This is a genomic window from Flavobacterium panici (assembly GCF_024499525.1).
Lineage (GTDB): Bacteria > Bacteroidota > Bacteroidia > Flavobacteriales > Flavobacteriaceae > Flavobacterium > Flavobacterium panici.
In genome coordinates this window covers 2,091,931-2,115,889 of the sequence record NZ_CP100437.1, presented here as the reverse complement: position 1 = coordinate 2,115,889, position 23,959 = coordinate 2,091,931, and the positions used below count along the sequence as shown (strand labels likewise).

The window sequence follows — 23,959 nt, the reverse complement described above, 5'->3', positions numbered from 1 at the left end:
TAAACTCTTTTTAGCATTAAAATCTATGTTTCTATGTGTTTAAAAATTGTCAACGTATTACGAAATCATACTTTTTAAATCTTCAATACAATTGGCTTCTTCTATTTTTTTGTCTTGTCGCCATCTCAAAATTCTTGGAAATCTTGTAGCAATTCCGCTTTTATGTCTTTTGGAAAGCGAAATTCCTTCAAAACCAATTTCAAAAACCAACTTTGGTGTTACGCTTCTAACGGGGCCAAAACGTTCTAAAGTATTCTTTTTTATAAAATCATCCACTTTTCTGAATTCGGCATCGGTTAAACCGGAATAGGCTTTTGCGAAAGTGACGAGTTCTTTTTCTCCCTTTTCATTGTTTTGCCAAAGCGCAAAAGTATAATCGGTAAATAAATTAGATCTTCGTCCGTGTCCTCGCATGGCGTAAGTCAGAACGGCATCGATTACCAAAGGTTCGATTTTCCATTTCCACCAATCACCTTTTTTTCTTCCAACTTGATAAGGTGAATTGTTTCTTTTTATCATCAAACCTTCGCTCTTCATTTCGCGGGCGCGCTCTCTTTCCTTTGCTACATCTTCCCAAGAAGTTAAAGCAACCCGTTTTGAAAGTTGAAAAGAAGTCGTATAATCTTTTATTTCTTCATATAAATCTTCCAATAATTTTCTTCTTTCTATATACGGTAAATTTCGAATATCTTTTCCTTCCCATTCTAAAATATCATACGCTTTAAGAATTACAGGAACTTTTTCCAGCAGATTTGCCGATATGGTTTTACGCCCAATCCTGGCTTGTAGATCATTAAATGTTCCTATTTCATTTTCGGGAAAAGCCAAGATTTCTGCATCAATTACAGTTCCGTTTGGGATAAGTCCAACGAAAGATTTAAACTCAGGATATTTATCGGTAACCAGCTCCTCGCCTCTTGACCAAACATAAATTTCATCATCTCGAATAATGGTTTGCGAACGTATTCCATCCCATTTATGTTCGATGGACCAATCTTCGGGATTTCCTAAATCTTCGACATCACCTTCAATTGGATACGCGAGATAAAACGGATAAGGTTTTGATAAATAATCGGAACTTTTTTCATCCAGAATCAATTCCTGAAATGTAATAGTATTGGGATTCCAGTTTCCCATTAATTTATAAGCCAGTGCATCTTCATCTACTTCTTCTGCTTTTGATAAAGCACGTGTCATTAATTTTTGGCTTACGCCGATTCTGAAGCTTCCGGTAATTAATTTGGTGAAAACGAAACGTTCGTAATAATTTAAAGCCATCCAGTTTTCATGCAGATATTCCTTTTTCTCTGGATCGGTTTTCTTTTTTAAGGCTATGATTTCCTGTAGAAACTCGGTTAAACTTTTATCAGAATGTTCTTTTGTAGTTGGAATTATCAAAGCAATAGTTTCAGCCAAATCGCCCACAATATGATAACTTTCTTCAAAAAGCCATAACGGAATATTCGCCAGTTCATTTGCCCAAAGCCTTAATAAAGTGGTATTAACAGGTCTTGCCGGACGACGATGTGAAAGAATCGCAATAGTCCATACTTTATCTTCCGGCGATGCATTTTTAAAATACATCGTCAAAGCATCGACTTTTACGTTCGTTTTATTAGAACTGTCCAGTGTTTTTATAAGTTGGGCGAAATTTTTCATTTACATCATACTATTTTAAACTCATTGTGTATAGTTTTTAAACACATAGAAACATAGGTTTTATTGCTAAAAAAAGAGTTTAGAAAAAATCTAGATTTTTACACATAGCTATGTTTGTTTAGAAAAAATGAAATGCCTTTAACCACAAAGAAAAACTATGTTACTATGTGTTAAATTTTTTCATTGCAAATTTTCAGAAATAATCGAAGTTTCATTTTGATCTATTTCGGTTTCTTTTTCTTCTTTTTCCATTTCTGCTGCTTCACCTTCGTATTGTGTTTTTTCAGTTCTGGCATCGTAACCTAATTCTCTTAAATATTTGGCAAAAATATCGGTATAACCATGCGTGCAAATTACTCGTTCTGCGCCGGTTGCTTTGACGCTTTCTAATAAAGAATGCCAGTCGCAGTGATCGCTTAAAACGAAACCTTTATCAATGGCACGTCTGCGTCTTGCACCTCTAAAGGCCATCCATCCGCTTGCTGAACCGGTTACAAAAGGCGTCATTTTTCTAATCCAGATACTTCCGTGTGCGCTTGGCGGAGCGAGAACTATATTTCCTAAAAGAGCTTCTCTTTTGGTTTCTCTGGTTATTAATTCAGTTGGAGGAAAATAAACCATCGGGCGTAAAACATTTGTCATATTTTCGATGGCGCCGTGGGTGTATATTTTTCCAATATCAGTATCTAAATATTTTAAAAGTCTTTGTGCTTTTCCTAAAGAATATCCAAACAGAATTGAAGTTCTGCCTTCTGCTTTATTTTCTGCCCACCAATTATTAATTTCTGTAATAACTTCGGTTTGCGGCGTCCAATTGAAAGCTGGAAGTCCGAAAGTACATTCGGTTATAAAAGTGTCGCATTTTACAACTTCATACGGAGTTGAAATTCCGTCGTCTTCTGTTTTATAATCTCCGGTAAAAACCCAGACTTCGCCTTTGTGTTCTACTCTGATCTGAGAACTTCCAATAATATGTCCGGCAGGATGAAGGGAAAATTTTACATTATTGATTACAAAGGTTTCTCCCCATTCTTTTCCGGTAACATTTATTTCTCCCAAACGATGTCGGATTATGGGAATATTGGTATGATGTGTAATATAATTTTGATGTCCCCAGCGCGAGTGATCGGCATGTCCGTGTGTGATTATGGCGTTTTTTACAGGTCGCCACGGATCAAGGTAAACATCTGCCTGCTGGCAGTAAATACCTTTGTCATTAAAAGCTAAGAGGGGGATTTTCATAATAATACATTTAAAAACATCTTTTCAGAAGTATCTCAAATTTAAACGTTTATAGAAAACTTCGTTTTACAACTTCACCTGATTAGTTTATTAAATTACAACTTTTTAATATTGTATTGTGATATAATCAAATTATCATTTGTACTTTTGTATAAAATTAAACAATTCGTAAATTTTAAAACAATTTATCCCATGTTAAAAGGATTCTTTCATGTACCAAAAGCGGTAAACGAACCTGTAAAAGGTTACGCACCGAACTCACCAGAAAAAGCAGCTGTTCAGGCAGCTTACACTACAATGTGGAACTCTCAAATTGATGTTCCTTTATATATTGGAAGTGAAGAAATCAAAACTGGAAACACAAGAAATATTACAGCTCCTCATGATCACAAACACATCGTTGGAAAATATCATTTAGCTGAAAAACAACATATCGAAAAAGCGATTGCAAATGCTCTTGAATCAAGAAAAGCGTGGGCAAATATGGCATGGGAACAACGTGCTGCTATTTTCTTAAAAGCTGCTGAATTAATCGCTGGTCCTTACAGAGCGCGTATTAATGCTGCAACTATGATTGGTCAATCTAAAAATATTCACCAGGCAGAAATTGATGCTTCTTGTGAATTAATTGACTTTTTACGTTACAATGTTGAGTTTATGACTCAAATCTACAACGATCAGCCAAAATCTGATTCTACTGTTTGGAACCGTTTAGAATACAGACCTCTTGAAGGTTTTGTTTACGCTATTACTCCTTTTAACTTTACTGCTATTGCTGCAAACCTTCCTGCAAGTGCTGCAATGATGGGTAACGTTGTGGTTTGGAAACCAAGTGACAGCCAGGTATTTTCTGCAAAAGTTATTATTGATGTTTTCAAAGAAGCTGGAGTTCCAGACGGTGTTATCAACGTTGTTTTTGGAGATGCTTTAATGATTACAGATACAGTTTTAGCCAGCCGCGATTTTGCTGGTGTTCACTTTACAGGTTCAACTCATGTATTTAAAGATATCTGGGCTAAAATTGGAGCAAACATTCACAATTACAAAACGTATCCAAGAATCGTTGGTGAAACTGGTGGTAAAGATTTTATCATTGCACACCCAAGCGCAAACGTAAAACAAGTTGTTACGGGTATTACTCGTGGAGCTTTTGAATTTCAAGGTCAAAAATGTTCTGCAGCTTCAAGAGCTTATATTCCGCAAAGTTTATGGCCGGCTGTAAAAGAACAATTAATTACTGATGTAAAATCTATGAAAATGGGTTCTCCGGAAGATTTCGGAAACTTTATCACAGCAGTTATTCACGAAGGTTCTTTTGACAAATTAGCTAGTTATATTGATCAGGCTAAAAAAGATGCTGATGCTGAAATTATCATTGGAGGAAATTACGATAAATCAGTTGGATATTTTATTGAGCCAACAGTTATTGTAACTACAAATCCAAAATATACTACAATGGAAACCGAATTATTCGGACCAGTAATCACGATTTATGTTTACGAAGATGCTAAATGGGAAGAAGCTTTAGAATTAGTTGATACTACTTCTGAATATGCTTTAACCGGAGCAGTTTTCAGCCAGGATCGTTATGCTATTGAAGTAGCAACTACTAAATTGCAAAATGCTGCCGGTAACTTCTACATTAATGACAAGCCAACTGGAGCAGTTGTTGGAATGCAGCCATTTGGTGGTGCAAGAGCTTCTGGAACTAACGATAAAGCAGGTTCTGCATTGAACTTATTACGTTGGGCTTCTCCAAGAACTATTAAAGAAACTTTTGTAACTCCAGAAGATTACAGATATCCTTTCTTAGGTTAATTTTTTGTTTCAAATTCAGGTTTCATGTTTTGTGACCTGTCCATATAAAAAGCCGAATCTTAAAAAAGATTCGGCTTTTGCTGTTTAGATACTTTTGCTAATAATAAAGTTATAATTAAATCTGTATGAGTCTTATATACAAGACAATTTTAAAAATTGTAGTACTTTTCTTATATATCTAATTATCAACAACATACGTTGCGAAAAAAACATATTTTGATATTTTAAAAACTTCTTGTTCCATTCTAAAAAGACACATCACTCTAAATTTGTCCCTGTAAAAAATTACAAGTTATACAAGATAAACAACTAAAAAATATGAGAAATTTAAACAATGTTCCACAGGTAATTTCAGAAGCAAAAAGTATTGGACATCCTATTAATTTTAAATGGACAAAAAAGAAAATAGATCAGCTTTTAGATCCTATTGAAGGAAATGATGCATTAGAATGTGTATTAATGCAAATTAACCATAAAGCGTCTGTAGGTTTAACAGCTGCTTTATTAGAATGGGTTTATTGGCGTTTTACAGGTTATACACAATTTACGCAAGACACACAAAAACGTATTGAAGCACTTTGGTGCTCCATTAACGATCGTGAGCAAACAAATCCTTTATTATTTGACTGCAATCTTGATATACCTGCTAATGGTTTAGTAAACGGGGCTTTATGGATCGCTCTAATGAATGTGAGAATGGTCGATGTAAAATACAGAAAAGGATCTTACCTGCTTCAAAGCGAACTTGTAGGTCTGACCTTATTAGCCCGACACGTAACTCCAAAAAAGAAAACATTTGATAAATGGTTCGAGAAAACAATTGCCGAACTAATTCGTTTATATCCTTGTCAATATAGCTATGATAATCTTGATGAAACTGATGAAGCAGTTTATGATTCTTCAAACGAACCGGTTTTATGCAGAGAATTGTTCTTTGATACTGAGTTTAAATACTCTGTAGAAGCATCAGAAAATGCCATTCATAACTTTATTGATAATTTAGACATAAAAGCAAATCCTTTTCTGGATTTTTCCAGGAGAGCATCTTAGTAGTAAAAACTATTAATTCAAAAAATAACCCGGAAAGAAATTCTTTACGGGTTATTTATCTTTTATGTTTAACTTAGGGTTTAAACTTTAAAGGAAGATGAACCACTTTTTTAGTTTCAAAAAATTCATCATCAAATATTGCTGCCAAATCATACAAAGTTGCACTTGGAAAATCTTTTAATTCTTCGGCCAGGTCGCCGCCCTTTAAATATAAAATTCCATTTTTTAAAGTATGCTTATGCTGTTTTTTAATTTTATCTTTTATCCATGAAACAAAATCCGGCATATTGGTTACGGCACGGCTTACGATAAAATCGAAATCGCCTTTTACCAATTCAGCACGTTTTTGTTCAGCTTTTACGTTCTTTAATTCTAATGCATCAACAACACCCTGAACTACTTTTATCTTTTTAGCAATAACATCAATTAAATAAAAACGGGTTTCCGGAAAAAGAATCGCTAATGGGATTCCTGGAAAACCGCCGCCGGTTCCAACATCCAGAACTGTTGCTCCGGGTTCGAACTTCATAATTTTAGCAATCCCTAAAGAATGTAAAATGTGTTTTGTATATAAGGAATCAATGTCTTTACGTGAAATCACATTGATTTTTTCATTCCAATCGTGGTATAAAAAGTCTAATTTTTGAAATTGTTCTATTTGAAGATCGGTCAAATCAGGAAAATATTTCAATATCTCATCCATTGCAGTAAATTTTTAACAAAAGTACTACTTTACGATTGAAATATTTAACTCAATTTTGCAAATTGAGAATTTATAATAATTACCTTTGAAAACTATTTAAAACAATTATGAATAACACTGCTCCAACTTTTGCAAGGCAAGACAATCTGAAGTTTTTCAGAACACTTAACTCACGGGTAAACAATTACTTTAAGGAGAACAACATTCAGAAAACTGGAAACTGGAAGTTACACTTAAAAGCCGTTATTCTATTCGCAGTTTTTTTAACTCCTTATTTTTTAATTCTTACATTAAACATGCCTTTTTGGGTAATGCTGCTTTTATCAATCGTCATTGGCGTAGGGATGGCAGGCGTTGGAATGAACGTAATGCACGATGGTAATCACGGTTCATACTCTAACAAAAGCTGGATTAATAAATTCATGGGCGGAACTATTTATGTTCTTGCCGGAAACGTTTACAACTGGCAGGTTCAGCACAATGTGCTTCACCATACTTATACTAATATTCCCGGACACGATGAAGATCTGGATGCGGGAAGGATTATCCGTTTTACAGAACATGCTGAATGGCATAGTTTTCACCGTTTTCAACATTATTACTCTGTTTTCTTATACGGTTTATTGACTTTCAATTGGGCGATTACTACCGATTTTAAGCAAATGAGAAATTATCTGAAAAGAAAATTATCTTACGGTGAACCAAAAAGTCCAAAAATTCTTTGGACAACATTAATTATTACAAAAGTAATTTACATTTCAATCTGGATTGTTTTACCAATACTTATTGGAATTACATGGTGGAAAGTGCTTCTAGGATTTTTCGTAATGCACTACACAGCCGGATTAATCTTAAGTGTTGTATTTCAATTAGCACACGTTGTAGATCATACTACAAATCCATCTCCAAATGAATTAGGAGAAATGGACAATACATGGGCAGTTCACCAATTGTATACTACAACTAATTTTGCACCAAAAAATGCAATCGTAAACTGGTACACTGGCGGATTAAACCACCAAATTGAACATCATATTTTTCCAAATATCAGTCACATTCACTATGGTAAAATTGCAAAAATCGTAAAGGAAACTGCAAAAGAATGTAATTTACCATATTACGAATACAAAACAATGAGAAGTGCTATTGCAGCTCACTTTAAACATTTGCGTGACTTAGGAATGAAACCTGAATTATCTGTTTAAACTAAAAAAAATCTATTAATAATTAACCATCCTTAAATAGCGCAACAATTAAGGACATTCAAAATTTTTATAATGAACCATATTCTTTCGGACAGAATCAACAATCTTGCGACTTCGCAGACATTGGCAATGGCAGCTTTAGCTCGCGAATTAAAAGCACAAGGAAAAGACATTATCAGTTTAAGTTTGGGTGAACCAGATTTCAATACACCAGACTTTATCAAAGAAGCTGCAAAAAAAGCAATCGACGATAATTACAGTACATATTCTCCTGTTGATGGATATCAGGATTTAAAAGAAGCTATCTGCAGAAAATTTAAAAGAGACAATGATTTAGAGTACAAACCATCTCAAATCGTAGTTTCTACAGGAGCAAAACAATCTTTATACAACATTGCACAAGTAATGTTAAATGATGGTGACGAAGTTATTTTACCAGCACCATACTGGGTTTCTTATTTCGAAATCGTAAAACTTTCTGGCGGAGTTCCGGTTGAAGTTCCTACTTCTGTAGAAACAGATTTCAAAATTACTCCAGAGCAATTAGAAGCTGCAATCACGCCAAAAACAAAAATGATGTGGTTCTCTTCTCCTTGTAATCCTTCAGGATCTGTTTACAGCAGAGAAGAATTAACAGCACTTGCAAAAGTTTTAGAAAAACACCCAAATATTTATGTAGTTGCCGATGAGATTTATGAGCACATCAATTTCTCAGGAACTTTCTGCAGTATCGGTTCTATCCCGGGAATGTTAGAGAAAACAATCACAGTAAACGGAGTTGCAAAAGCATTTGCAATGACAGGATACAGAATTGGATATATTGGAGCTCCGGAATTTATCGCAAAAGCGTGTACAAAAATTCAGGGACAAGTAACATCTGGAGCAAACTCTGTGGCACAAAGAGCTACAATTACTGCAGTAGATGCTGACCCAAGCGTATTAAACGAAATGGTTCAGGCTTTCCACGGTCGTAGAGACTTAGTTGTGGGATTATTAAAAGAAATCCCGGGAGTAAAAATCAACGTTCCAGAAGGTGCATTCTACGTATTCCCAGACGTTTCTTCTTTCTTCGGAAAAACATTAAAAGGAACTGAAATTAAAGATGCAAACGACGTTTCGATGTATCTTTTGGCTGAGGCAAACGTAGCAACAGTAACTGGAGACGCTTTCGGAAATCCAAACTGTATCCGCTTCTCTTACGCAACAAGCAACGATATTTTGAAAGAAGCATTACGCAGAATCAAAGAAGCTTTGACTGTATAATTAGCTATAATATAAAGTAAAAAGGGTGTTTTAAAAACACCCTTTTTTTGTTTAATCAATTAAAAGAGCAGCGATATCTTTTGTAATTGAAGTTGGAGAATTACATTCACAATTACTCAAACCAACCACATAAATTTGTTCTGTCGGCTCATAAACTCCCATAGATTTAAAACCGAAAATACTTCCGCCATGTTCACGGATTATTTTGTTTTTCACCTTTTCTAAATGCCAGCCGTATCCATAATCTATATTCGTCCCGTTATTTAGCTTATAATTCGTAAAAGCTTTTTCTGTATAAACTGGATTTAATAATATATTGGTATTTATTGCATTTTGCCATTTCAGCAAATCATCAACATTGGACATTATCGATCCCGAAGCATACGGAATAGAAAAACTAATATAATTTGCATTTATATAACCATTCTTGTCACGATAACCAGATACCCTGTTTTTAATAATTTTATCATGACTTGCATAATAACTATTCTCCATTCCTGCTTTCTTAAAAATATTTTGAGTTATGAATTCCTCATAAGTCTTTCCTGATACGATTTCAATTATATAACCCAAAAGCATATATCCCGAATTGCAATATTTATATTGTTCGCCAGGTTTAAAATCAACAGGTTCATTCTTAAAAAAATCTACTAATTCTTTAGGCGATAAATCCTGTCTGGCAATATCTTTAATCGATTTCATACTCGTAAAATCTTTAATTCCTGAAGTATGTGTAAGCAAATGATGCAGTGTAATCACATTTCCATTCGTTGGATAATCCGGAATAAACTTCGTAATTTCATCATCAAGCTTCAGTTTTCCCTGTTCAGCAAGCATTAAAACAGAAACAGCCGTAAATTGTTTGGTCATCGAACCAATTTCAAAAACAAATTCAGGCTTCATTTTAATATTCATTTCTAAATCAGCCATTCCAAAAGCTTTTCTATACACTACTTTCCCTTTCTTAACTGCAAGAAAAACAGCTCCTGGGTTTTCAGGTTTAAACTTTGAAGTAATTAAACTATCTATTTTAGTTTCTAAATTCTGAGCCGACAAACCCGAACAAGCCATTATAAACAGAACAATAAACGATTTTAAGATTGTTTTCATTTTGTGATGATTTAGTTTGATTGATAAAGCTTTGACGGCATCAATCAATTAAAGGTTACAAAAAATAAGTTTCTATAATTTTTGGGCGTGCCCCTCCGGGTCGGGCTATCCGTTACAAGTCCTCGTCTCGTCAAAAGACGAGACTGCGGGCTTTTCACTACTATCCCTCACGCAAAACGGAAACGACACAATTCATTTTCAAAAGAAAAAATCAGCTGAATCTGCTAAATCTGCGAGAACAAAAAAAATAAACTTTCAAAATTCCCATTCCACAATATTGTAAAACACCACATATAATCCTGTAAAACATAACACTTTATAAATCGCCAACTTTGTAATGTATTAATTTAAAAACTATTAGTCATGATACATACAGATGAAACCACAAAAGAAACAGTGAAAACTTTAGAAGGATTAATTTCAATTCTTGAAGATGGAAAACTAGGATATACAAACGCCGCAGAACATGTAGAGAATTTAGCCATTAAAGCTGATTTTCTTGAATATGCTCGTGAAAGAGCTTTATTTATTGTAGAATTACAAGACGAAATCAATAAACTTGGAAAATCAACAGATACATCAGGCGGCGGACCACTAGGAGCTTTACACAGAACTTGGATTGATATCAAATCATCTTTCACAGGTGGTGATACCGAAGCTATTATAAACGCTTGTATTACCGGAGAAGAAGCTGCTATCGAAAAATATAAAAAAGCGCTCGAAGAAAATGAATTAGAACACAGTCAGGTTTTTATTGTTTCAAAACAATTAAACAGCATTCAAAATACTTTATCGCAAATTAAAATGAAAGCAAGCTAATCGATTGGTTCATGCTTTTTTTGAAAACTACTTGGTTTTAGGACTGGGTAGTTTTTTTGTTTTGTCAAAATTGATAAAAAATCTTACTTTCATCGCAGCCAAAATAATAAATCAAAAAACATGACCTTAACTTTACGCAGGATATTTATTTGTTTCATTTTTATTTCCTTTTTCCCTTATGCGACCAAGGCACAAAACACAGGTAAATTTATCAACGCCTCAATTGGCCTTGGATTGACTACGTCATATTACAAAGAAAAAAATCCAGAAATAATTGATGGTTCGGGTTTTTATGCTCAGGGAGAATATGTAGTTGGTTTAACTTCATGGTTTAGCTTGCGACCTTATGCAGGAATTATAATTACATCAACTAATGAAAATTTAGAAAAAAACCCAGAAAATTATAAAGTGACAACTAAAGCTTTTTCTTTGGGAGGAAAAGTTCGTATTTGTGCACCAATTCCTTGGGTTGCACCTTTTGTTGAGGGTGGAATTGGTACTTCAATAGGTTCTTTTGAAACTTATATTCCAGATGTTAATATCAAAAAAAACGGGATGGTATTTGACATTCCTTTCTCTTTTGGTTTGGCACTCGGTCCTAAAAACAATATAGATGTTGCATTTACTTATCTATTTCATCCAGCTGCTGATCAATTCTCTGGAGCAGTAGCCGCAGGATTTTCTTTTCCATTAGATTAAAAATCCATTTATCATCATTCCATATTAAGTTAACAATTTCAAAAAAATCCCTTCATCATTAGCAAACTCAAATAATTTATAAGACCTTTGCACACTTTTTTTCGGGAATACCACAAAAGTCTAAAGTTTTAGAAATGAAGAAGAAAATCGAAATATTAGCTCCTGCTAAAGATTTAATTGGAGGAATGGCAGCCATAAACAGTGGTGCTGATGCAGTATATATTGGTGCGCCGCAATTTGGTGCACGTTCTAATGCAAACAACTCTATTGAAGATGTTGCTGCTTTGGTACAATATGCGCATTTATTTAATGCTCAGGTTTTTGTCGTTATGAATACCATTTTATACGACAACGAATTAGAGACTTGCCGCCAAATGATTTGGGAATTATACGAGATTGGTGTTGATGCCCTGATTATTCAGGATATGGCGATTATGGAAATGGAGCTTCCTCCTATCGTACTTCACGCGAGCACACAAGCTAATAATCGTGATGCCGATAAAATAAAATTCTTAAAAGATGCCGGAATTAAACGTGTGGTTTTAGCACGTGAATTGAACTTGCATCAAATTAAAACGATTTACGACCACGCTGATGTTGAATTAGAATTTTTCGTAACCGGAGCTTTATGTGTTTCTTTTAGCGGAAACTGTTATATGAGTGTGGCAAACGGAGAACGCAGCGCTAACCGTGGTTCTTGCGCACAAAACTGCCGTTTACCTTATAACTTAATCGACGGAAACGGAGAAACTTTAATCAAAAACAGCCACTTACTTTCTATAAAAGATTTAGATATTTCAGAGCAAATTCCGAATTTGATTGAAGCTGGAATCGTTTCCTTTAAAATTGAAGGACGATTGAAAGATGTGGTTTACGTAAAAAACAACGTGTCTTATTTACGTCAAAAACTAGACAGCTTTTTAGAAGGCGAAGGAAGCGAAAAATATAGGAAAGCTTCTTCGGGAACTTGTACTTATACTTTTGATTCTTCTTTAAGCAGAACCTTTAATCGTGGTTATACAGACTATTTTGTAAACGAAAGACACAGCTCGATTGGTTCTTGGGAAAGCCCAAAATCAAAAGGACAATATATTGGTAAATTAATCAGAACGGTTGGAAACGCTTACGAAATAGAAAACGGTGAATTATTAAATAACGGTGACGGACTTTGCTTCATCAACGAAAATAACGAAGCCGACGGAATTTACGTAAACAAAGCCGAAAACGGAAAAATTTACCCGAACGTTCTAAAAGAAGTAAAAGACGGAACTTTCATCTATAGAAATAACGACGCTGCTTTCATCAAAATAGTAGAAAGGGAAGACAGTGCAGTTCGTAAATTAAGCACAACTTTACTACTTACAGAAACTGAAACTGGTTTTGAATTAATCGCAACCGACGAAGACGGAAATGTAAGTATCGTTAATTTAGAACACGCTAAAGAGCAGACAAAAACTGGTGAATCAATAGAAGAAAACATCAAAACACAATTGGCAAAAACAGGTTTCACACCTTATACTGCTGATGAAATCAATATTATGTTTTCTCAAAACTGGTTCCTTCCTATTTCAAAAATCAACGAAATGCGAAGAACTGTTTACGATCAGTTAACTGAAATTCGTTTGGCAAATTACAAACGTGAAGAGCACCAAATGGTAAAAACGTCACATCCGTATCCTGAAACCAAATTGGATTTCATGTACAACGTTTCAAACAAAACGGCTCGTAAATTCTACGAACGTCACGGTGTAACCGAAATAGAAAAAGCATTTGAATTACAATGGGATCCAGGAAAATCTCGTGTAATGACAACGAAATATTGCATCAAATACGAATTAAAAAAATGCCCAATACACCAAAAAGACATAGTAGGTGTTAAGGTAAAAGAGCCATTGGTATTGAAACAAGGCGAACTTGAATACAAACTAAAATTCAACTGTAAACCCTGTGAAATGGAAATCTGGGAAAAAGATGCTGAATTTGAAATTGAAGAAGATCATTTTCATTGATTTTACCGCAAAGATTCACAAAGAAATACACAACGGTTCGCAAAGATTAATCTAAAATCTTTGCGAACCTTTTTCTTTTTTTATCCTGCTATTTGCCTCAATCTTGTCATTTCGAGGAACGAGAAATCTTCGCAAGTAGCTCCGTTCCAATAAGTCAATCTTTGTCGAGCTTCTCGCGAAGATTTCTCGTTCCTCGAAATGACAAACTGCATGGTTACTTAATCTAAAAATTAAATTCCAATCAAATTAAATCTCCCGAATCTGCAAAATCTGCATGAGAATAAATTCCATTTTATTTATCTTTACTCTCCAAACTAAATTTAAATGGAATTAAAAAATAATATTCAAAAACACGCAATTATTGCTGGGATTTTTGTGACCGCTTTTTTTCCATTATTAATATTTTCGGATAGTTATTTTATCGATTTATGTATTCAAATATGTGATTTCGGTATTTTTTGGAATCCAATTTTCTGGGGAATTTTATTTCCAATATTTATCATTTTTCTTTTTTGGAATACAGCTAAAAAAATAAGTTATTCATTAAATCAAATCACTTATTTTCAAGTTTGTTCTCAATTTTCTTTTGGAGTAAGTTCAAAATTAATATTAGCTCTTTTCACACTTTATATAGTCGGATTATTTTTTAACGGAATATCTGTTGCATTGAGAGTAGAACTTTATGACAAAATTCTATTTTCAATGCTAATGATTTTATTCCTATCATTTATATTAATGATTTTAATTTTTATAAGCAGTTTAATTATTGTAAAAGCAAGCCAAAATACCCAAACTTTAAATCAAATAAAATGAAAATACTACTCCTAGGTTCAGGTGAATTAGGCAAAGAATTTGTCATTGCCGCACAACGAATCGGACAAACCATAATTGCAGTTGACAGTTACGAAAATGCACCCGCCATGCAGGTTGCACACGGTTTTGAAGTCATTAATATGCTCGACGGCGAAGCACTTGACAGAATCGTAGCCAAACACAAACCCGATTTTATAGTCCCTGAAATAGAAGCCATTCGCACCGAACGTTTTTACGATTACGAAAAACAAGGAATCACCGTTGTACCTTCAGCGAAAGCGGCAAACTTTACCATGAACCGTAAAGCAATTCGTGATTTAGCTTCAAAAGAATTAGGTTTAAAAACAGCAAAATATCAATACGCAACTTCAGCCGAAGAACTGCAAAAAGCCGTTCAGGAAGTTGGAATTCCGTGCGTAGTAAAACCTTTAATGTCTTCATCTGGAAAAGGACAATCAACAATCAAAACAGAAAGCGATATCGAAAAATCATGGCAATATGCTGTTGCGGGTTCGCGTGGCGATGTTATCGAAGTTATTGTAGAAGCTTTTGTAGATTTTCATTCAGAAATTACGCTTTTAACGATTACTCAAAATAACAATCCAACTTTATTTTGCGCTCCAATTGGACACAGACAAGAACGCGGTGATTATCAGGAAAGCTGGCAGCCAGCACAAGTTTCTGAAGCTGATTTATATGAAGCACAGGATATGGCTGAAAAAATTACCGAAGCGCTTGGAGGTGCCGGGCTTTTTGGTGTTGAATTTTTCCTGACAAAAGAAGGCGTTTATTTCTCTGAACTTTCTCCGCGTCCGCACGATACCGGAATGGTAACTTTGGCCGGAACTCAGAATTTTAACGAATTCGAATTGCACTTAAGAGCTATTTTAAGTCTCCCTATTTTTGAAATTACATTAGAAAAAGCTGGAGCAAGTGCCGTAATTTTAGCATCAGAAGATTCTACAAATCCAACTTTTACCGGAATTGAAAAAGTAGCTGCTTTACCAAAAACTGATTTCAGAATTTTTGGAAAACCAACTTCAAGACCGTATCGCCGAATGGGAGTTATTTTAACCCAGGATTCTTTATCAACTCCTATCGAAAAAGTAACCGAACGCGCCAAAGAAACGGCAAAATTAATAACTGTAAATTCATAAAAAATGAAAAAAATTATATTCGTGCTTTTCCTGTTTGTTGGAATTGCTACTCAAGCTCAATCTAAAAAAGTAATCGATAAACCAACAATTGTAGAAGCTTCTTGTGGAGAATGTCAATTTGGAATGAAAGGCAAAAGCTGTGATTTAGCCGTTCGTATTGACGGAAAAACGTATTTCGTTGACGGAACTACGATTCACGATCACGGAGATGCACATGCCGAAGATGGATTTTGCAACGCTATAAGAAAAGCTTCTGTAACCGGAACAATAGAAAAAAATCGTTTTAAAGCGACATCATTCACTTTAGTAAACGAAAAATAATGGCATTAATTCTTGAAAATATTGCCAAACATGTTTCTTTGACATCAGAGGAACAAGCACTTTTTTTATCAAAACTAGAAACGAATACTTATAAAGCCAAAACGATTTTATTAAATGCCGGCGAAGTCTGTAAACATTCTTATTTTGTAAACTCAGGTATTTTAAGGAGTTTCAATATCAACGATAATATTGTGGAACATGTGCTTTCATTTGCCTGCGAAGGCTGGTGGATGAGCGATATGTACAGTTATTTTTCGCAAAAACCGGGACAGCTTTTTATTGAAGTTCTGGAAGAAGCCGAAGTTGTTTCTTTATCCAAAGAAAATCAGGAACAATTGTATCTTGAAATTCCAAAATTGGAACGCTTTTTTAGAATTTTAATTGAAAATTCATTAGTCGCTAATCAACAAAGATTAATGGACAATTTAAGTTTACCCGCCGAAGAACGTTTCGAAAAATTCACTAAAAAATACGGAACATTGGTTCATAAAGTTCCTCAAAAACAAATCGCTTCTTTCATTGGCGTAACACCAGAATTCTTCAGCAAAATGAAAGCTAGACTTTTGAAGAAATAGTTTTTTTTTGCCACAGATTAAAAGGATTAAATAGATTTAAAAAAATGTTGCCACGAATTACACAAATTTCCACGAATTAAATCGTATTAAAAATTGAAATAAAATTCGTGGAAATTTGTGTAATTCGTGGCGAAAAAAAATCCTTTTAATCCTTTTAATCTGTGGCAAAAAAAATAAAGCCAGTTCATCGAACTGGCTTTTCTTTTGAATTAAAATTGCTCAACCTCTGTAGAATGTTTCATCGCTGTTATTGAGGATCTCCCTATCATAACCGTATTTTGAACTGCGTCGAAATAAGAAGTCCCTACAAAAGCCTGATGTTTTACCGCTCTGAATCCGTTTTTCTGTAAAGCGAATTCACGTTCCTGCAATTCAGAGTAACCCGCCATTCCGCGTTCTTTATACGCTTTAGACAATTCAAACATACTTGTATTCAATGCATGGAATCCTGCCAAAGTAATGAACTGGAATTTATATCCCATTGCTGCTAAATCTTCTCTGAACGTTTCCATCTCGGCAACCGTTAATTTTGCTGCCCAATTAAAAGACGGAGAACAATTGTATGCCAGCATTTTATCCGGGAATTCTTTTTTCATAGCCGTTGCAAACTTTCTTGCAAATTCTAAATCCGGATTACTGGTTTCCATCCAAATTAAATCGGCGTACGGTGCGTAGCTCAAACCTCTTGCAATTCCTTGTTCGATTCCGTTTTTTACGTAGAAGAAACCTTCGGCAGTTTTCTCTCCGGTTAAAAACTTTCTGTCTCTTGGATCTGCGTCGCTCGTTAATAAATTTGCCGCATCTGCATCTGTTCTGGCAACGATTAAAGTTGAAGCTCCCATAACATCTGCAGCCAAACGTGCCGCAATTAATTTATTGATTGCTTCCTGAGTTGGAACCAAAACTTTTCCACCCAAATGGCCACACTTTTTAGCAGAACTTAATTGATCTTCAAAATGAACTCCAGAAGCTCCTGCTTCAATCATTGATTTCATTAATTCGAAAGCATTTAAATTCCCTCCAAAGCCCGCTTCAGCATCAGCTACAATAGGAACTAAATAATCTTTTTTATCTTCAATTTTATTTACGGTCTGAATCTGATCCGCACGCAGTAAAGCATTGTTGATCTTTTTAACCACCATCGGAACGCTGTTTACCGGATAAAGCGATTGGTCAGGATACATTTCGCCCGCCAGGTTTGCATCAGCAGCAACCTGCCATCCGCTCAAATAAATCGCTTCTAAACCCGCATCGACTTCCTGAATCGCCTGATTTCCAGTCAACGCTCCCAAACCAGCTACATAATCCTGACTTTTTAACTTTTTCCATAATTTTTGCGCTCCCATTTTCGCAATAGAATGCTCAATATGATAAGATCCCTGAAGTTCAACTACTTCACTAGCGGTGTAAGGGCGTTCAACACCTTTCCATCTTGGGTTTGTTATCCAATCGTTAATCAATTCCTGAATTCTGTCTTCTGTTGTTTTCATAAGTATAGTTTAAGTGGTTAGTAAAGTTTTCAGTCTCAGTTATCAGTAATCAGTTTTAACTGGACTTATTTTTTTAACACATAGAAACATAGTTATACTTTGTGGTTAAAGGCGTTTCACTTGTTTCAATGCATCCCGATAGCTATCGGGACTATGTGTGAAAAACTAGTTTTTTCTTTTCCCTTTTTAAAGAAAAATTAAAATCTATGTTTCTAAGTGTTTAAATAATTTAATACTGAATTTTATCTGCCTGATCCGCTAAATCTGCGTGAAAAAATTATTCGCTCGCAGATTTGGCAGATTGAGCTGATTTTATTTATATATTCTGTGTCTAAAAAATCACAAGTATTTGTAACATGGAATCGTCAAGAAATCAACAAAATCAGTATTTACTACTAATCTTTCCAGTACTTTTTCAGCCAATGGAAATTGTTGTTTTTCATGATTTTCTTCTCCTAATTCTTCTTTTATTTTTCTGAATTCATCTAAAGTTAGTTCATGATAATAAGCCAAATCTAATTTTCGTCCGTTATCTAAAAGCACTTTATTCTGAAGCCATTGCCACAATTGCGATCTCGAAATTTCGGCCGTTGCGGCATCTTCCATCAAATTATGCAATGCCGCCGCGCCCTGTCCGTTTAGCCATGAAGCCAGATACAAAACCCCAACATTGATATTTTTTCGAACGCCATTTTCAGTAATGATCCCAATTGGTGGTTCAATTAAATCAGCTTCTGTAATTTTTCGATGTTCTCTTTTAACATGAATTTGATTTGGAGTTGGCATGCCTTTATCAAAAATTTCTTTTGCCAGCGCAACCAAATCCGGATGAGCAACCCAGGTTCCGTCGTGTCCGTTTTTAACTTCACGTTCTTTATCCGTTCTCACTTTTGCAAAAGCGACTGCATTGGCTTCTTCATTATTTCTAATCGGAATCTGCGCTGCCATTCCGCCAATCGCATGAATTCCGCGTTTATGACATCTTTGAATAACCAAATTAGAATACGCATTCATAAAAGGCGAAGTCATATTTACCTGATCGCGATCCGGAACGATGAATTTTGGATTTTTTCTAAATTTTTTGATGTAGGAGAAAATATAATCCCAACGCCCGCAGTTCAAGCCAACAATATGTTCTTTCAATTCGTAAATAATTTCATCCAGCTGAAAACTTGCCGTTATCGTTTCAATTAAAACCGTCACTTTTATCGTTCCTCTTTTCAGTTTCAAATAATCCTCGGTAAAATCAATTACATTATTCCACCAGCGAGCTTCCAGATAATGTTCCAATTTCGGAATGTAGAAATACGGCCCTGAATTGTTTTCTAAAAGTCGTTTATGATTATGAAAAACATACAATCCAAAATCTACCAAAGAACCCGAAACCTCATTTCCTTCAATTAAAAGATGTTTTTCTGGCAAATGCAGACCTCTTGGACGCACAATTAGCGTTGCAATTTTTTCATTTAAATGATAGGATTTTTGTTTTACCAAATCGGTATAGGTAATTGTTTTGTTAACCGCATCGATTAAATTCACTTGGCCATCCATAAGGTTTTGCCACGTTGGCGAAGTGCTGTCTTCAAAATCGGACATAAAAGTTTTGGCGCCAGAATTCAAAGCGTTGATGATCATTTTTCGATCAACTGGACCAGTAATTTCCACTCTTCGGTCTAACAAATCTTTTGGAGTTTCGGCAGCTGTCCAATTACCTTCTCTGATATTCTTCGTTTCCGGAATAAAAGTCGGCATGATTCCCTGATCAAAAGTGACTTGTTTTTGCTCGCGCTGTAAAAGCAATAGTTTTCGCTGTGATTCGAATTTTCTATGCAATTCAGTTATAAAAACAATCGCTTCTTCTGTCCAGATCTTTGGATAACGAAGCTTCTTTTCGGCTAAAAATTCCATTGCCGTTTCGGTAATTTCAATTTGGTTTTTCATAGCTGTGGTTTTTAATTTTCATTAGAAACAATTGAATCGTTTGTTGTTTTTCAAAACACTAAACCATAACAATCTGATATATAATAATTTCTACACCACAATATTAGAAAAAAGTTTTTTACAAAACAAGCGAACGTTCGCTAAATATTAAAAATAATTTTTTGGCGATTATTTTTAGAATAACTATATTTGATTCATGGATATCGAAAAAGACTATATAAAGCTGATTTTCGGGCTAAAACTGAAGCAAGTCCGCACCCAAAAAAATCTGTCACTTTTTGGCTTGGCCAAACTGACAAATCTTTCAAAATCGTATTTAAACGAGATTGAAAAGGGAAAAAAATATCCAAAAACTGATAAAATTTTATTGCTCTGCGAACATTTGGACGTGACTTACGACCAAATGGTGTCTTTAAAACTTGATAATAATCTCGCTCCGATTGGCGAAATTTTAAAATCCGGAATTTTAAAAGAGATTCCGTTAGAGCTTTTTGGAATTCAGGAAGCTGATTTAATTGATATTATTGCCAATGCTCCTGCAAAAGTCAATGCATTTATTAGTACCATTATCGAAATTGCACAGCATTATAATCTGAGCCGAGAAAGTTTCTTTTTAGCCGCTTTACGTTCGTATCAGGAAGCGCACAGTAATTATTTTGAAGATTTAGAAGAAAAAGTAATTGGGTTTTCGAAGTCGTTTCAAATTAATCTGGATTCTAAAATCAGCACTGAAGAATTAGAAGATATTCTAAAAGAAGAATACGAATACAATATAAAAGAAATTGCTTTTACAGATCAGGAAGCTTTAGACGATTTACGTTCAATTTATGTTCCTAAAAGCAAAACTTTATTACTTTCTACAGAACTTGATGCTCCGCAGAAAGCTTTTATTTTAGCCAAAGAAATTGCTTATAATTATTTAAAAATCTCCGATCGATTATTGACTTTCAGCTGGATTAAGTTTGAAAATTTCGATCAGGTTTTGCATAACTTTTATGCTTCTTATTTTGCCGGTGCTTTATTATTACCGAGAAAATTAGTGGTTGACAAAATCAATTCTTTTTTGGAAAATGAAAATCCAAAACCGGAAGAATTTGTAGCGTTAATAGAAAGTTTTGAAGTTTCGCCTGAATCTTTTTATCAGCGATTAACTAATTTATTACCGAAAGATTTTCAGTTAAAGAATCTTTTCTTTTTAAGATTATCACATAAAATCGGATCTGATTTTTATCAGATAAATAAAGAATTACACATTACGCATCAGCAAGAACCGCATGCTAACGAAACCAACGAACATTATTGCAGAAGATGGGTTTCTGTTAAAACGATTGACGAGGCTATCAAACAAAATAAATCTCATTTTTTTGATGCACAAATATCCAGTTACGCCAATAGCGGAAACGAATATTTAGTTTTTTCATCGGCGACAAAAGATCCTTTTGCAGAAAATTATATTCGAAGTATTTCAGTTGGGATTTTAATTAATCCGACAATGAAAAAGAAATTCAAATTCATTGAAGGCAAACCTTTAGTGAAACGAATTGTTGGTGTAACTTGTGAGACTTGTGCCGTAAAAGATTGTCTGGAAAGAGCTGCGCCGCCAATTGTTTTAGAAAGAAAAAAACGCCATGAGAATACTGATGCGGTTGTACAGCAGTTTATTAACCAATATAGTTAGAACGTTATGAAATATTTTGCTTTAATAATAATGCTACTTTCCATTAACTTAATCCAAAAAACAGATAAGCTTAATGGCCACTACAATTATTTGATTGAAGAAAACGATTCGTATATTCAAAAAGATAAAATTTCTTTTAATGATAGTGTTTTCAAATTTGACAACAAGTATTTACCAAAAGGAACAATTTCTTATGGCAACAAAATACTATTGGATAATTTTATTAATACGGATTTAATTATAAGTATTTCAAAAGATCAAATTACAAAAGACACTATTCTATTTAATATGCATGATAAGCAAAGTTCGTCTGCAAATTATCTTGATGAAGTGGTTGGAAAAGGGAAATTGATTAGGATTAAATAATTCAGACTTTAACTGACTTCAACATAACACCAATCTTTGTCGAGCCACTTGCGAAGAATGGATTAAAATCCATCCCTACAATATGTTTTGTTCCTTCGGAACGTTATCCCTTTACGCCTATTCAACTTCTGAAAATTAAATTTCTAGTTTAGCCCCGATAGAAGTGGAAATCCTTTTGTATCTCGTTTTTGAACGAGACACAAAAGATTGCAACGGATAGCGGGACTGAACGTCTTTTGAAAACCAAAATTTCTGCTCCAGAAAAAACCTTTGAACCTCTGCAACTCTGAACCTTTGAACCTCTCAGAAAAACTTCTTAATCTAGGTTAAGTGCGTTTCCTTGACCTTGGTGGTATCTTTGTACTATAAAATTACAAAACATACAAGATCATGGAAAATATAATATTACATAAGGCAGAAACAAGAGGAAATGCAAATCACGGATGGCTAAATGCTTATCACAGTTTTAGTTTTGCGAGCTGGTATAATCCAGATAGAATTCAGTTTGGAGCGCTTCGTGTTTTGAATGATGATACAATTGCTGCAGGAATGGGATTTGGAACGCATCCTCACGATAACATGGAAATTATTACGATTCCGTTAGAAGGAGATTTGGCTCACAAAGATAGTATGGGAAATACTGAAATTATCAAAAATGGTGATATTCAGGTAATGAGTGCAGGAACCGGAGTGCAACATAGTGAGTTTAACCCAAATGCAGATCAACAGACTAAATTATTGCAGATTTGGTTGTTTCCAAATAAAAGAAACGTTACGCCACGTTACCAACAAATTACTTTAGATGTTGCGGACAGACATAATAAATTATCTCAGATTTTATCTCCAAATGCTGATGATGAAGGTGTTTGGATTCATCAGGACGCTTGGTTCAATATGGGAAATTTTGACTCTGGCGTAACGACTGAATATAAAATTAAAAAAGAAGGAAACGGAGTTTATGCTTTCGTTTTAAAAGGAAACGTAACCATCAACGGGCAGGAATTAAATACCCGTGATGCCGTTGGAATTTCAGGAACTGATATCTTAAATATAAAAGCAAATACAGATGCTGAATTTTTATTAATGGACGTTCCGATGAACTATTAATTCAACAGCAATTTATCAAACAATAAAAACAAAACAAACTGGGAATCAAATATTTATTTCGTCTTCATTTCTTAATCTAGGTTAAGTGCCAAATGAAGACTACCGAAGTAACTTTGTCCTATCAAAATGAAATTAATATTTAAAAAATAAAATTATGGCAACTACAAAATGGTCAATTGACCCAACACATTCAGAAATTGGTTTTAAAGTTAAACACATGATGTTTACAAATGTTTCAGGTAAATTTGGAACTTACGACGCTACAATTACTACAGACGGAGACAACTTCGAAAATGCTCAAATTGAATTTTCTGCTGATATTGCTTCAGTTGATACTGCAAATGCAGACAGAGACGGACATTTAAGAAGCGGTGATTTCTTTGATGCTGAAAATCATCCAAAATTAACTTTCAAAGCTTCGTCTTTCAAAAAAATCAATGAAGGAAGCTATGAAATTACTGGAGATTTAAGCATTAAAGGTGTTTCTAAAAGCGTAACTTTTCCTGTAGAATATAGCGGAATCCTAACTGATCCTTGGGGGAATACAAAAGTAGGTTTAAGCATTGAGGGAAAAATCAATCGTAAAGATTGGGGTTTAAACTGGAATTCAGCTCTTGAAACCGGAGGTGTTTTAGTTGGTGAAGAAGTAAAATTAAACATTGAGTTACAATTTGTAAAACAAGCTTAATACTTTATAATAGGTTTTAATTTGGTTGGTTACGAAGCCTGCACCTTTTCTCGGGAGTGCAGGCTTTTTTTTTGGTTTGCCACGAATTACACTAATTTTTACGATTTTTTTTCTTTCAAAAACTGGAGATGTTTTTTTTCTGCCACAGATTAAAAAGATTAAAAAAGATTTTTTTTGTATTGCGTAAGAATAAATAATCTGTGAAAATCCTTTAATCTGTGGCAAAAAAATTAAAATAATAATTCG

21 protein-coding genes are annotated in these 23,959 nt (G+C 34.4%); 15 read left to right on the top strand and 6 right to left on the bottom strand.

Features of this window, described 5'->3' with window-relative positions:
- Window positions 1-57: 57 nt before the first annotated feature.
- On the bottom strand, window positions 58-1,659 hold the full coding sequence (locus tag NLJ00_RS09275) for an ATP-dependent DNA ligase (RefSeq protein ID WP_256636989.1): 1,602 nt from the start codon (window positions 1,657-1,659) through the stop codon (window positions 58-60).
- A gap of 180 nt (window positions 1,660-1,839) precedes the next feature.
- Window positions 1,840-2,901: a ligase-associated DNA damage response exonuclease gene (locus NLJ00_RS09270; RefSeq protein WP_256636988.1), complete on the bottom strand. Its 1,062-nt coding sequence runs from the start codon at window positions 2,899-2,901 to the stop codon at window positions 1,840-1,842.
- A gap of 192 nt (window positions 2,902-3,093) precedes the next feature.
- Here NLJ00_RS09270 and pruA point away from each other — a divergent pair, with 192 nt between their 5' ends.
- Together pruA and NLJ00_RS09260 are read left to right on the top strand one after the other, a co-directional pair.
- The gene (pruA, locus tag NLJ00_RS09265) at window positions 3,094-4,719 is read left to right on the top strand and encodes an L-glutamate gamma-semialdehyde dehydrogenase (protein WP_256636987.1); all 1,626 of its coding nucleotides are present in this window, start codon (window positions 3,094-3,096) and stop codon (window positions 4,717-4,719) included.
- 318 nt (window positions 4,720-5,037) lie between these two features.
- Window positions 5,038-5,769 carry a hypothetical protein gene (locus NLJ00_RS09260; RefSeq protein WP_256636986.1) on the top strand — a complete coding sequence of 244 codons (732 nt, stop codon included), beginning with the start codon at window positions 5,038-5,040 and terminating at the stop codon, window positions 5,767-5,769.
- Between the two features lie 73 nt (window positions 5,770-5,842).
- Here NLJ00_RS09260 and rsmG read toward each other — a convergent pair whose 3' ends face one another.
- Window positions 5,843-6,472 (bottom strand): 16S rRNA (guanine(527)-N(7))-methyltransferase RsmG, encoded by a 630-nt coding sequence (rsmG, locus tag NLJ00_RS09255; RefSeq protein ID WP_256636985.1) that lies wholly within the window; start codon window positions 6,470-6,472, stop codon window positions 5,843-5,845.
- Between the two features lie 107 nt (window positions 6,473-6,579).
- Here rsmG and NLJ00_RS09250 point away from each other — a divergent pair, with 107 nt between their 5' ends.
- A complete protein-coding gene (locus NLJ00_RS09250; RefSeq protein ID WP_053472042.1) occupies window positions 6,580-7,677 on the top strand; it encodes a fatty acid desaturase family protein in 1,098 nt (365 codons plus the stop codon).
- A 72-nt stretch (window positions 7,678-7,749) separates the two neighbouring features.
- Window positions 7,750-8,940 carry a pyridoxal phosphate-dependent aminotransferase gene (locus NLJ00_RS09245; RefSeq protein WP_053472041.1) on the top strand — a complete coding sequence of 397 codons (1,191 nt, stop codon included), beginning with the start codon at window positions 7,750-7,752 and terminating at the stop codon, window positions 8,938-8,940.
- Between the two features lie 51 nt (window positions 8,941-8,991).
- Here NLJ00_RS09245 and NLJ00_RS09240 read toward each other — a convergent pair whose 3' ends face one another.
- The gene (locus NLJ00_RS09240) at window positions 8,992-10,050 is read right to left on the bottom strand and encodes a serine hydrolase domain-containing protein (RefSeq protein ID WP_256636984.1); all 1,059 of its coding nucleotides are present in this window, start codon (window positions 10,048-10,050) and stop codon (window positions 8,992-8,994) included.
- A 363-nt stretch (window positions 10,051-10,413) separates the two neighbouring features.
- On the opposite strand from NLJ00_RS09240, the gene NLJ00_RS09235 reads away from it, so the two are divergent.
- From NLJ00_RS09235 to NLJ00_RS09205, 7 genes are all read left to right on the top strand, one after another.
- Entirely contained in the window at window positions 10,414-10,869 is a 456-nt protein-coding gene (locus NLJ00_RS09235) for a ferritin-like domain-containing protein (protein ID WP_053472040.1), read from the top strand.
- 120 nt (window positions 10,870-10,989) lie between these two features.
- Window positions 10,990-11,568, top strand: coding sequence for a hypothetical protein (locus NLJ00_RS09230; RefSeq protein WP_256636983.1), 579 nt, complete (start codon window positions 10,990-10,992; stop codon window positions 11,566-11,568).
- A 134-nt stretch (window positions 11,569-11,702) separates the two neighbouring features.
- Window positions 11,703-13,577, top strand: coding sequence for a peptidase U32 family protein (locus NLJ00_RS09225; RefSeq protein ID WP_256636982.1), 1,875 nt, complete (start codon window positions 11,703-11,705; stop codon window positions 13,575-13,577).
- A 324-nt stretch (window positions 13,578-13,901) separates the two neighbouring features.
- A complete protein-coding gene (locus tag NLJ00_RS09220; RefSeq protein ID WP_256636981.1) occupies window positions 13,902-14,390 on the top strand; it encodes a hypothetical protein in 489 nt (162 codons plus the stop codon).
- The gene (purT, locus tag NLJ00_RS09215) at window positions 14,387-15,547 is read left to right on the top strand and encodes a formate-dependent phosphoribosylglycinamide formyltransferase (RefSeq protein ID WP_256636980.1); all 1,161 of its coding nucleotides are present in this window, start codon (window positions 14,387-14,389) and stop codon (window positions 15,545-15,547) included. Before NLJ00_RS09220 ends, purT begins: the two co-directional genes overlap by 4 nt.
- 3 nt (window positions 15,548-15,550) lie before the next feature.
- On the top strand, window positions 15,551-15,868 hold the full coding sequence (locus NLJ00_RS09210; RefSeq protein ID WP_256636979.1) for a DUF6370 family protein: 318 nt from the start codon (window positions 15,551-15,553) through the stop codon (window positions 15,866-15,868).
- Complete coding sequence (locus tag NLJ00_RS09205; RefSeq protein WP_256636978.1) at window positions 15,868-16,443, top strand: Crp/Fnr family transcriptional regulator; 576 nt, start codon at window positions 15,868-15,870, stop codon at window positions 16,441-16,443. Before NLJ00_RS09210 ends, NLJ00_RS09205 begins: the two co-directional genes overlap by 1 nt.
- Before the next feature lie 209 nt (window positions 16,444-16,652).
- Here the strand turns inward: NLJ00_RS09205 and aceA are convergent, their stop codons facing one another.
- Together aceA and aceB are read right to left on the bottom strand one after the other, a co-directional pair.
- The gene (gene aceA, locus NLJ00_RS09200) at window positions 16,653-17,933 is read right to left on the bottom strand and encodes an isocitrate lyase (RefSeq protein ID WP_256636977.1); all 1,281 of its coding nucleotides are present in this window, start codon (window positions 17,931-17,933) and stop codon (window positions 16,653-16,655) included.
- A gap of 339 nt (window positions 17,934-18,272) precedes the next feature.
- Window positions 18,273-19,874, bottom strand: a complete 1,602-nt coding sequence (gene aceB / locus NLJ00_RS09195) for a malate synthase A (RefSeq protein ID WP_256636976.1) — start codon at window positions 19,872-19,874, stop codon at window positions 18,273-18,275.
- Window positions 19,875-20,070: 196 nt separating this feature from the next.
- Between aceB and NLJ00_RS09190 the strand changes: the two genes are divergently transcribed.
- The 4 genes from NLJ00_RS09190 to NLJ00_RS09175 all read left to right on the top strand — a co-directional run bounded on the left by NLJ00_RS09190 (window position 20,071) and on the right by NLJ00_RS09175 (window position 23,713).
- A complete protein-coding gene (locus NLJ00_RS09190) occupies window positions 20,071-21,552 on the top strand; it encodes a helix-turn-helix domain-containing protein (RefSeq protein ID WP_256636975.1) in 1,482 nt (493 codons plus the stop codon).
- A gap of 30 nt (window positions 21,553-21,582) precedes the next feature.
- Window positions 21,583-21,918, top strand: a complete 336-nt coding sequence (locus NLJ00_RS09185) for a hypothetical protein (RefSeq protein WP_256636974.1) — start codon at window positions 21,583-21,585, stop codon at window positions 21,916-21,918.
- Window positions 21,919-22,308: 390 nt separating this feature from the next.
- Window positions 22,309-23,025: a pirin family protein gene (locus tag NLJ00_RS09180; protein WP_053471584.1), complete on the top strand. Its 717-nt coding sequence runs from the start codon at window positions 22,309-22,311 to the stop codon at window positions 23,023-23,025.
- 154 nt (window positions 23,026-23,179) lie between these two features.
- Window positions 23,180-23,713: a YceI family protein gene (locus NLJ00_RS09175; protein WP_256636973.1), complete on the top strand. Its 534-nt coding sequence runs from the start codon at window positions 23,180-23,182 to the stop codon at window positions 23,711-23,713.
- The last annotated feature ends 246 nt before the right edge of the window (window positions 23,714-23,959 follow it).